The organism is Cellulomonas sp., from assembly GCF_035634735.1.
In the GTDB taxonomy this organism is placed as follows: domain Bacteria; phylum Actinomycetota; class Actinomycetes; order Actinomycetales; family Cellulomonadaceae; genus Cellulomonas.
In genome coordinates, this window is the sequence record NZ_DASQCJ010000052.1 from 45,101 (window position 1) to 55,548 (window position 10,448).

General features: G+C 74.8%; 7 protein-coding genes and 1 pseudogene. 3 read left to right on the top strand and 5 right to left on the bottom strand.

All coding sequences use genetic code 11. From position 1 onward, the window contains the following. Positions 1 to 10: 10 nt before the first annotated feature. From VER05_RS04990 to VER05_RS05000, 3 genes are read right to left on the bottom strand one after another with little or no spacing between them, the layout of a single operon-like run. A complete protein-coding gene (locus VER05_RS04990; RefSeq protein ID WP_324844291.1) occupies positions 11 to 916 on the bottom strand; it encodes a carbohydrate ABC transporter permease in 906 nt (301 codons plus the stop codon). Further along, positions 916 to 1,845 (bottom strand): carbohydrate ABC transporter permease, encoded by a 930-nt coding sequence (locus VER05_RS04995; protein ID WP_414647555.1) that lies wholly within the window; start codon positions 1,843 to 1,845, stop codon positions 916 to 918. Before VER05_RS04995 ends, VER05_RS04990 begins: the two co-directional genes overlap by 1 nt. Next, the gene (locus VER05_RS05000) at positions 1,845 to 3,203 is read right to left on the bottom strand and encodes an extracellular solute-binding protein (RefSeq protein WP_324844292.1); all 1,359 of its coding nucleotides are present in this window, start codon (positions 3,201 to 3,203) and stop codon (positions 1,845 to 1,847) included. Before VER05_RS05000 ends, VER05_RS04995 begins: the two co-directional genes overlap by 1 nt. A 232-nt stretch (positions 3,204 to 3,435) precedes the next feature. On the opposite strand from VER05_RS05000, the gene VER05_RS05005 reads away from it, so the two are divergent. Genes VER05_RS05005 through VER05_RS05015 form a run of 3 tightly spaced genes read left to right on the top strand, consistent with a single transcriptional unit; the run spans position 3,436 to position 5,083 of the window. Further along, positions 3,436 to 3,861 (top strand): hypothetical protein, encoded by a 426-nt coding sequence (locus VER05_RS05005; protein WP_324844293.1) that lies wholly within the window; start codon positions 3,436 to 3,438, stop codon positions 3,859 to 3,861. After that, positions 3,855 to 4,082 carry a helix-turn-helix transcriptional regulator gene (locus tag VER05_RS05010; RefSeq protein ID WP_324844294.1) on the top strand — a complete coding sequence of 76 codons (228 nt, stop codon included), beginning with the start codon at positions 3,855 to 3,857 and terminating at the stop codon, positions 4,080 to 4,082. Before VER05_RS05005 ends, VER05_RS05010 begins: the two co-directional genes overlap by 7 nt. Beyond that, positions 4,079 to 5,083 carry a zinc-binding dehydrogenase gene (locus VER05_RS05015; protein WP_324844295.1) on the top strand — a complete coding sequence of 335 codons (1,005 nt, stop codon included), beginning with the start codon at positions 4,079 to 4,081 and terminating at the stop codon, positions 5,081 to 5,083. The genes VER05_RS05010 and VER05_RS05015 overlap by 4 nt, the downstream gene beginning before the upstream one ends. 12 nt (positions 5,084 to 5,095) lie before the next feature. Here the strand turns inward: VER05_RS05015 and VER05_RS05020 are convergent, their stop codons facing one another. Both VER05_RS05020 and pulA read right to left on the bottom strand, forming a co-directional pair. Continuing rightward, complete coding sequence (locus VER05_RS05020; RefSeq protein WP_324844296.1) at positions 5,096 to 6,325, bottom strand: ROK family transcriptional regulator; 1,230 nt, start codon at positions 6,323 to 6,325, stop codon at positions 5,096 to 5,098. A 63-nt stretch (positions 6,326 to 6,388) separates the two neighbouring features. Further along, positions 6,389 to 10,123, bottom strand: a pseudogene (gene pulA, locus VER05_RS05025) (pullulanase-type alpha-1,6-glucosidase); the annotation flags it as partial. Between the last annotated feature and the right edge of the window lie 325 nt (positions 10,124 to 10,448).

The following is a 10,448-nucleotide window of genomic DNA, read 5'->3' on the forward strand; positions in this document are numbered from 1 at the left end:
CGCGGCGGCGTCAGCCCTTCACGGCGCCGGACATGGCGAACGAGCCCCCGGAGAACCGCTGCACCAGCAGGTACAGCACGAGCACGGGGACGGAGTAGAGGATCGAGAACGCCGCGAGCCGGCCGTAGGCGACCGTCCCGTAGGTGCCGAAGAAGCTGTAGATCGCGACGGCGGCGGGCTGGTTGGCGGGCGAGAACAGCAGGACGAACGGGACGAAGAAGTTCCCCCACGCCTGCGTGAACACGAAGATGAACACCACGGCGATGCCCTGGCGCATCAGCGGGACGACGATCCGGCGCAGCGCGGTCATGGACCCGGCGCCGTCGACCCAGGCGGCCTCCTCCAGGGACACCGGGACGGAGTCCATGAAGTTCTTGGTCATCCAGATCGCCATCGGCAGCGACGTGGCGGCGAGGAAGAAGATCGTGCCCGGCACGGAGTCGAGCAGCCCCAGGTACACGAACAGCGCGTAGACCGGGACCATCATCGCGGTGATCGGCAGGCAGGTGCCGAACAGGATCGAGTAGAGGAACGGCTTGCGGAACCGCATCTGGTACCGGGACAGCGGGTAGGCGGCGAGCACCGACGCCAGCACGGTGACGACCCCGGTGCCGAGGGACAGCACCAGCGAGTTCCACAGCGGCCGGAACGTCGCCTCCCAGGTGAGGATCTCGGTGAAGTTGTCCGTCGTGATCGACTCGGGCAGCTTCACCGACACGGTCGCCGCCGGGTCGAGCGACGCCAGGACGATCCACGCGAGCGGCACCAGGAACGCGATGCCGACCAGCACCAGGGCGAGCGTGACCAGCAGCCGGCCGGTGCGCCGCCGGGGCGACGCGACCGACGGCACCGGGCGGTTGCCCCGCCGGCGGGCCGACGACGCCACCGGCGCGGTGGGGGCGGTGAGCGCGGTCATCAGTCCACCTCCGGCTTGAGCACGCGGATGTACACGATCGAGAACACGGCCCCGACCAGCAGCGTCACGGTCGCGATCGCCGTGCCGTAGCCGACCTGCGCGAACTTGAACGCCTCCTGGTAGGCCAGGACGGGCAGCGTCGAGGAGTCCGTGCCGGGCCCGCCGCCGGTCATCACCCAGATGAGGGTGAACACCGCGAGGGTCTGCAGGGTCGTGAGCATGAGGTTGGTCGAGATCGACCGGCGGATCATCGGCAGCGTGATCCGGAAGAACCGCTGCGGGCCGGTGGCGCCGTCGATCGCGGCGGCCTCGGTGACGTCCGGCGGCACCTCGGACAGCGCGGCGCCGTAGACCATCATCGAGAACGCGGTCCCGCGCCAGATGTTCGCGAGGATCACCGCGAGCATCGGCACCGAGATGAGCCAGGTCGGACCCTCGAGCCCGAACCAGCCCAGCACCTGGTTGAGCGTGCCGTCGGTGGAGAAGAACGCGTACAGCGCGAACGCCGCGACGATCTCCGGCAGCACCCACGCCACGACGACCAGCGCCGAGACGACCGCGCGCAGCGGCCTGGCGGCGGCGCGGAGCAGCAGCGCGAGCGCCATGCCCAGCACGTTCTGCCCGATCACGGCCGACGCCCCGACGAACACGACCGTCAGCACGACGGCCTTCCAGAACCCGTCGTCGGTGAGCAGCTCGGCGTAGTTGTCCAGGCCCACGAACTCGGGGTTCGCCGCCTTGTAGCCGGTCAGCGCCTGGTTGGTCAGGGAGCCGTAGAACGACCACAGCACCGGACCGGCCAGGAACACGAGCATGAGCGCGACCGCGGGCAGCAGCGGCAGCAGCCGCAGCGCGGTCCGGCCGGGCCGGCGGCGGGGGCGGCGGAACCCGCCCCCGGCCGCCGGCAGGGCCGGCGTGGCGGCCGTCATCAGCCGGCGGCCTGCGTCGCGTCGTCACCCACGATGGACACGAGCCCCTCGTCGTACGTGGCCGCCGCCTCCTCCGCGGTGGCCTGCCCGGTCGCCACGGACTCCGCCGCGACCTGGATGTTCGACGAGATCTGCGAGTAGTCCGGGGTCGCCGGGCGGAAGTGCGTGTAGTCGACCAGCGAGCTGAAGAACTCGAACGACGGGTTGAAGCCCAGGTACTCCGGGTCCTCCGCGACGTCGGTGCGCACCGCGATCTGGCTGTTCTCGGTGTCGTACTTGAGCGAGTTCTCCTTGTTCAGCGCGGTGGCGATGAAGTCGAACGCCGCCTGCGGGTCGCCGGCGTGCGCGCCGACCGCGAGGGTCCAGCCGCCGGACATCGAGGTGAAGCCGGGCTCCTGCCCGTCCTGGGTCGGCATGGCCGCCATGCCCAGGGTGTCCTCCCACTCGGGCCAGGCGTTGTCGCCGGTGATCCAGCCGCCGGGCAGCCAGGAGCCGTCGACCGCCATCGCGAGCTTGCCCTGCGGCAGCAGCTCGGTGGCGACGCGGGCGCCGACCGACGCGTCGAGCGCGATGTCCAGCGACGGGGCGAGGCCCTCGCCGTAGATCGTCTCGAGGAACGCCAGCGAGTCGGTGAAGCCCTGCGAGCCGGTGATCCACTTCTGGCTGTCGGCGTCGTACAGCTCGTCGTCGGTGCCGTAGAGCAGCATCTCGAAGCCCTGCATCGTCGTGGCCTCGCCCGCGGCCTTGCCGGCGTAGACGTTGATCGGCGTGACGTCGGGCAGCTTCTCCTTGATCGTCCGGGCCGCGGAGAGGATGTCGTCCCAGCTCTCGGGCTGCCAGTCCGTCGGCAGCCCGGCCTGCTCGAACAGGTCCTTGTTGTAGTAGAGCCCGCGGGTGTCGGTGCCCATCGAGACGCCGTAGACCTTGCCGTCGTCGCCGAGGCCGGCCTGCCGGGCGGTGTCCGGGAACTGGTCCCAGTCCTCCCACGCCTCGACGTACTCGTCGATCGGCTGCAGGTAGCCCGCGGCGGCGTCCGAGCGGATCTGGAACGTGTCCTCGTAGATGACGTCCGGCGCGGTGTCCGCCGAGCCGTTCATCAGCGCGAGCTTGGTGAAGTACTGGTCCTGCTCGGCCTCGATCGGCACCAGGTCGACGGTCATGCCGTCGTTCGCGGCCTCGTACTCGGACTTGGCCTTCTGCAGCAGGTCGTCGAGCTGCACGAACTGCGCGGTCTTCTGGTACGCGACGGTGATCGTCGAGTCGTCGGCGGCACTGTCGCCACCCCCGCTGCTGCACGCGGCGGTGAGACCGAGCGCGACGACGGCCCCGGTTGCGATGACGGTCCTCTGCAGACGCATGGATGCTCCTTTGCTCCACGTGCACGGCCCCGGGCGGCGCTGCCCCGGACCCGATAACTACAACGTCTGGATGAATTCGTGTCAAGAGTCCGGTTCGTCCCGAGATGCAACCGTGACGTCGCCGCGCCGGCCGACGTGATGTCAAAGATGTTTGACATGGCGCGCCGCGCGGCCGTACGGTCGCGATGTCAAACATCTTTGACATCAGGCACGCGGACGGGAGCGAGGGGCCATGTCCTTCCAGGAGAAGAACACCTGGGCGTACGGCGTCATCGCCGTGCTCGGGTACGGCACGTACCTGGCGGTGGTGCTGTCCCGGGCGGCCGGCGGCCCCCTGACGGAGGTCGCGTACGCCGGCCCGATGCTCGCCTCGATCGGCGGCGCGGTGCTCGCGGGCATCGTCGCCGGCATGGTGCTCGGGGCCACGTCGCGGGACCGCGCGGTGCGCGACGAGCGGGAGCGCGAGATCGAGCGGATGGGCGAGCGCGTGGGGCAGTCGTTCCTCGTGCTCGGCGGGCTGGGCGGCCTGGTGCTCGCCCTGCTCGAGGCGGACTGGTTCTGGATCGCCAACGCGCTCTACCTCGGGTTCGTGCTGTCGGCCCTGCTGTCGGCCGCCGCGCGGCTCGTGGCGTTCCGCCGGGGGGTGGGCCCGTGGTGAGGCCGACCGCCGTGACCAACCGGATCCGGGCGCTGCGCGCGGACCGGGGGCTGACCCAGGCGCAGCTGGCGGAGGTGCTGGGCGTGACCCGGCAGACGGTCATCGCCGTCGAGCAGGGCCGGTACTCCCCCTCGCTCGAGCTGGCGTTCCAGATCGCCCGCGCGCTCGGGCGGTCCATCGACGAGGTGTTCGCGTACGAGCCGGACGGAGGAGGGTCATGACGACGGTGGCGGGGAGGACGGGGTCGACGGTGCGGGCGGTCGTGCGGGAGCGGTACGGGGACCCGGCGGTGCTGCGGGTGGCCGACCGCACGCTGCCGCCGCCGACGGGCGACCAGGTGCACGTGCGGGTGGCGGCCGCCGGGGTCGCGATGGGCGACTGGCACCTGGCGACGGGGCTGCCGTCGGTGATGCGGCTGGTGACCGGGCTGCGCGCGCCGCGCGAGCCCGGCATCGGCCTGGACCTCGCGGGGACCGTGGCGGCGGTGGGGCCCGACGTGGCGGGCCTGCGGCCGGGCGACCGGGTGCTCGGCTGCGGGCGGGCCGCGTTCGCCGAGGTCGCCGTCACGCGGGAGCGGCGGCTCGCCGCGCTGCCCGACCACGTGCCGGCCGAGGTCGCCGCGGCGGTCCCGACGAGCGGCACGACCGCCCTGCACGCGCTGCGCGCCGGCCGGGTCGGCGCGGGGTCCCGGGTGCTGGTGCTCGGCGCCGGGGGCGGCGTCGGGACGCTGGCGGTGCGGCTCGCGGTGCTGGCGGGCGCCCGGGTCACGGCGGCGACGGCCCGGGCCGGGCTCGCCGACGCGCTCGCCGCGGCCGGGGCGGAGGCGGTCGTGGACCGGTCCGCCGGCGCGGCGGCGCTCGGGTCCGGGTACGACGCCGTGCTCGTGACCGGTGGCCTCACGCCGCTGCGCGACCTGCGCCGGCTGCTCGCGCCGCGCGGGTCGCTGGTCCTCGTCGGCGCGGAGGGCGGCGGCCGGGTCGTGGGCGGCGGGCTCGCCCGGCAGGCGCGCGCCGCGGCGCTCGACCCGTGGGTCCGGCAGCGGCTGCGCAGCGTGGTGTCCCGGGAGAACCCCGCGGACCTCGCGCACCTGCGGGACCTGCTGGCCGACGGCGCGCTCGCACCGGTGCTCGACCGCACCTTCCCGCTGGCGGCGGCGGGCGCCGCGATCGACCACGTGGCGTCGGGCGCCGCGCGCGGCAAGGTGGTGCTGACGGTCGGCTGACGCGGGCGCCCGTCAGCTGACCAGCAGCAGGTCGGTCGGCCGCGGGGTGAACGCGCGGGCCAGCAGGATGCACCCCGCGCCGACCGCGCCCACCTGCGCCCCGAACGCCGAGGACGCGACCGTCAGCGCGTGGCCGCCCGGGACCACGTGCGCCGCGATCTCCTCCGCCAGCGCCGCGGCGGCGTGCGGGGCGATCCGGTCCCACAGCGGGCCGCCGGCCAGCACGGCCGGGACGTCGAGGAGGTCCGTGAGCACCCCCGCGGCCATGCCGACCCGCCGGCCCGCGAGCGCCAGCACCGCGCGCGCGCCCGGGTGACCCGCGTCGGCGGCCGCGCACAGGGCGGTCACCGCGTCGTCGACGGCGCGCGGGTCGGTGCCGTCGCCCCAGCCCGGCAGGTCGACGCCCGCGGCCCGGCCCTGCTCCGCGAGCGCCTCCGCCCGGAGCACCGCGCCGAGGCAGCCGCGCCGGCCGCACCAGCAGCGCGCCCCGTCGGGGTCGGCGACCAGGTGCCCCGACTCCCCCGCGTTGCCGGACACGCCGCGCACCACCTCGTCGTGCAGCACGGTCGAGGTGGCCACGCCGGTGCCGAGGTAGAAGAACACGAAGTCCGACGCGTGCTCGCCGGGGTGCCACAGGTGGGCGCTCGCGGCGGCGATCACGTCCTTGTCGAGGACCGCGCGCAGCCCGGTGCGCTCGGCGACCGCGTCCCGCAGCGGGACGTCGTGCCAGCCGGGCAGGTGCGGCGGGTCGAGCACCACGCCGGCGTCGACGTCGATCGGCCCGGGCGCCGCGATGCCGACGCCGAGCACCCGGTCGCGGTCCACGCCGGCGCGGGCGATCAGCCCCTCGATCTCGGCGACGAGGCCCGCGACGACCGCCTCCGGGTCCTCCGGGACCGGGGTCGGCACCTGCGCCCGCGCGACGACCGCGCCCGACAGGTCGAGCAGCACGAAGGTCATCGTGGCCGGGTCCAGGTGCACGCCGACCGCGAACCGGCTGCCCGCGTCGAGCCGCAGCAGCGTGCCGGGCCGGCCGGGGCCGCGGCGCGCCGCCTCGCCCTCCTCGACCACCAGGCCGAGGTCGAGCAGACGGCGCGCCACGTTGGTCACGGTCTGCGGAGAGAGCCCCGTGCGCCGGGCGACCTCGGCGCGGGCGAGGCCCCCGCCCGCGCGGCGCACCACGTCGAGCACGACCGTCTGGTTGAAGTCGCCCATCCGCGGCAGGTTGGTCCCGCGACGCATCGTGCCTCCGTCCGTCCACCGGGCGACCGGGGCGCGACGTCGCGCCCCGGTCGGCTGGTCGCATCATGGCAGACGGTCGGCCGCCCCCTCGCGCCCGGCGGCCGCCGCCGCCCGGGCCCGCGCGCGGACGAGCCACGTGCCGCCGCCGACCGCGGCGAGCGCCGCGAGCAGGCCGAGCAGCAGGTGCGCGCCGGTGACGGCGAGGACGTCGCCGCCGGTGCCGGCCGCCGCGGGGTCGCCGCCGCCGGCCGGGTCGGCGCCCGGGGCGCCCGGGTCGCCGGCCGGGTCGCCGTCGCCCGGCGTGCCGGGCGCGCCCGGGCCGGGGTCGACCGGCGCCGCGCCGTCGGCGGCCTGCACCAGCACCGCGACGGTCCGCGCGGGCACCGTGACGGTCCCGCTCGCGGCGTCCCAGGTCGTCGTCCGGACGACGTCGTCGCCCCCCGCGGCCTGCACCGGCGACAGCGCGTACGCCGCGCCGGCCAGACCCGGGAGCTCCTGCGTCACGGCGTCGGGCGACGCGTTGAACACGACCAGCAGCCCGTCCAGGTCGGCGTCGACGTCCGGGCCCACCGTGTCGTCCACGTGCATGACGATCACGCCCGGGGTCGCGTCCGCCCCGGCGTCCGGGAACGTGAGCTTCTGCTTGATCAGGTCGGCGTCGCCGAGCCGGAACAGCGGCGTCGAGAACCGCAGCCGCAGCAGGTCGTCCGCCGCCGAGCGGGCCCTCGCGATGTCCGCGGCGGACGGCTTCAGGGCCGCGTCCTGGAGCAGCGGACGCATCTCGTCCCACTTCTCCTGGTTCGCCCACGCGCCCGGCAGGCCGCGGCCGAAGCCGTTGTCCTGGCCGGTCCAGTCGATCGCGTTGAACCAGTCGCCGGAGTCGTAGCTGTCCCGGTCGAGCGACTTGGACCGGAGCTGGTCCGTGCCGGCGTGCCAGAACGTCACGGTCTGCGCGAGGGCGGCGGTGGCCTGCGACAGCGTGTTCATCCGGACCCGGTCGTCCATCGAGGTGCTCTGCGGCAGCTTGATGGTCAGCAGGTCGAACAGCGTCTCGTTGTCGTGCGCGTCGACGTAGCTGACGACCTCCTCCGGCGAGTCCGCGTACCCGGCGGGCGCCCCGCGGTAGTCGACCTCGTCGCCGCGCAGCACCTCGCCGGTGTGCGTGGTCAGCTCGTAGTCCCGCAGGTTGCCGGCGAGCCCGAGCCGCACGACGTCGGTGGCGAGGCCCAGGTCCGCGAACTCCGCGGCCGACCCGGTGTTGACCGTCGACGCGTCGCCGAGCTGGGCCGGCTGCCCGTTCGGGTCCGTGGCGAGGCCGGTGCCGAAGCCCTGGGTGAACATCGACGAGCCCTCGACGGGCGACCCGCCGTGCACCGCGTCCCGGAGCCGGTCGGAGAACGTGCCGATCCCGGTGCCGCCGAGCTGGCCCTGCGTGGCCTGCTCGAACAGCGCGTTGCCGGCGACCTCGCCGAAGTCCCAGCCCTCGCCGTACAGGTACACCGCCGAGCCGTCGACGCCGTCCGCCTCGACGGTCAGCGCGTCCAGCGCCGCCCGCACGGCCAGCATGTTCTCCTTCGAGTGGTGGCCCATCAGGTCGAACCGGAAGCCGTCGACCCGGTAGTCGCGCGCCCAGGTGACCACCGAGTCGACCATGAGCTTCTCGGCCATCGCGTGCTCGGTGGCGACGTTCTGGCAGGTGCTGGTCTGCACCTGGCCGGTGCCGTCGAGCCGGTGGTAGTAGCCCGGGACGACCCGGTCCAGCACCGACTTCGCGTCCTGGCCGCTCGCCGCGGTGTGGTTGAACACCTGGTCCAGGACGACGCCGAGCCCCATCTCGTGCAGCGCGCCGACCATGGTGCGGAACTCGGCGACGCGGGCGCCACCCTCCGGGTCGGTGGCGTAGGAGCCCTCGGGCGCGGTGAAGTGCCACGGGTCGTAGCCCCAGTTGAAGCCGTCCCGCTCGCGGATCGCGCCGACCGCGGCCTGCTGCTCCGTGCCCGCAGGGCCGAAGCCGGTCAGGTCGCCGGTGGTCGCCTGCCGAGTGCGGTCCTCCTCGATCGACGCGATGTCGAACGTCGGGAGCAGGTGCACCGTCGTCAGCCCGGCGTCGGCGAGCTCGCGGAGCCGGGCGGTGCCGTCGGAGTTCCGCGCGAACGCCAGGTAGGTGCCGCGCTCGGCCGCGGGCACGGTCTGGTCGGCGATCGAGAAGTCACGCACGTGCAGCTCGTAGATCGTGTGGTCCACGGCCCGCTCGACGACCGGCTGGGCGGTGTCCGCCCACAGCGCCGGGCGGTACGCCGGGTCGGCCAGGTCGACCGCGACGGCGTGCGTCGAGTTCACGGTCAGCGCCACGGCGTACGGGTCGGTGACGACGTTCGTCTCGACCCGGCCGGTCGCCGGCACGTAGACCTCGACCTCGTACTGGTAGCGGACGCCGGCCCAGGCGGGGTCGCCCGTGACGGACCAGGTGCCGTCGGCGGCGCGGTCGGCGGCGACGCGGGTCGGGGCGGTGCCGAGGTCGGCACCGGGCGCCCAGGTCAGCAGCGTGACCTCGCGGGCGGTCGGCGCCCACAGCCGGAACGTCGGGGCGCCCGCGGCCCAGGTGGTGCCGAGGTCGGCGTCGGCCGCCGCGCCGTACAGGTCGTCCAGCACGCCGGGGACCTGGACGCCGGTGAGCGCGGTCAGGCCGTCGGCGCCCGCCTGGGACACCTGGACCTCGCCGGCGAGCAGCGCGGCCGCGTCGGCGCCCGGGGCGACCCGGAGCGCCACCGCGCCCGCGAGCGCCGGGAAGTCGGCGCGGACGTCGGCGGGCAGGCCCGCGGGGTCGTGGGTGAGCGGGACCTCGCCGGCGCCGGCGGGACCGGTCACGGCGCCGTCGGTCACGCCGATGCCGCCCTCGGCCGCGTGGTGCAGCGCCCAGGTCAGGTCCGCCGGGTCGGCGCCGCCGAGCAGGTCGCGCGGCCAGGCGAGCAGGTCGCCCCGCACCCAGTGCGCCCGCTGCTGCCCGACGCCGGTGAGCGGCGGGTTCTCGACGGTGATCTCCAGCAGGTGGGTCGCGACGTCGTACGCGAACGACACCTGCTCGCCGTCGGACGTCGCGAACGTGTAGTTGTCCCCGCCCATCGCGCCTCCCTGGCCGTAGTTGACGTCCCAGGACATGCCGTGGGCGACCTTGACCTGGTACGAGCCTGCCGGGATCCGGGTCGTCGACCACGCGTACACGCCGTCGCCGTCCGGGTCCTTGGCCCAGGTGGCGAGGCAGTCGGGCGCCCAGTCGCCGGGGCAGCCGGCCGCGGCCTGGTAGGAGCCGGGCAGCGTGACGACCGGGCCCTGCGCGGTGTTCTGGAAGTCGCCGGACACCGGGTCCCAGTAGAACGTGATGTCGACGGGCGCGCCCGCCGGGTCGCCCGGGACCGTGTAGGTCACGTCGGCGCCGCCGACGACGCCGCCGAGCCCGTACGACACGTCCCAGGTGCCGTCCATCGCGACCTTGTACGCGTAGTCGCCCGGCGGCAGCGCGAAGGTGCCCTGCCAGACGCCGTCGGCGCGCTCCTCGAGCTGCGCCGCGGCGCAGTCGGGCTGCCAGTCGCCGGTGCAGCCCATGGCGGTGTTGTGGCTGCCGGGCACGGACACGGACGTGATCGCGGGGGGCGGGTCGGCGGCGGCGGGGTCGCCGGGGTCGGCGAGGTCGTCCGCCCCGGCCGTCGGCGCGCCGGAGACGAGCAGCGCTCCGGCGGCCAGCAGGGCCAGGACGCCGCGCCGGGCGCCGCGGGGTTCGAGGGGTGTCCGGGGCGCCACGGAAGGGCGCCTGCGGGCGTGCGTCATCACAGGACTCCATCGTCGGGGGTGAGGCTCAGCAGCGCGGCTACCAGCGACTGTATCGGCTTGCAGAAAGGCGCTGCAACGACTTGCACGACACTGACCGCGCCCACGACGACGCGAGGCCCACGGCTTCCGGCGCGGCCCCCCGAGATCTCGGGAGGCGCGGTCGGAAACCGTCGGCCTCGTGCGGGACCGCCCGCGCGTCAGTGCGCGAAGTGGCGGGTGCCCGTCAGGTAGAGCGTCACGCCGGCCGCGGCGGCCGCGGCGACGACCTCCTCGTCCCGGACCGACCCGCCCGGCT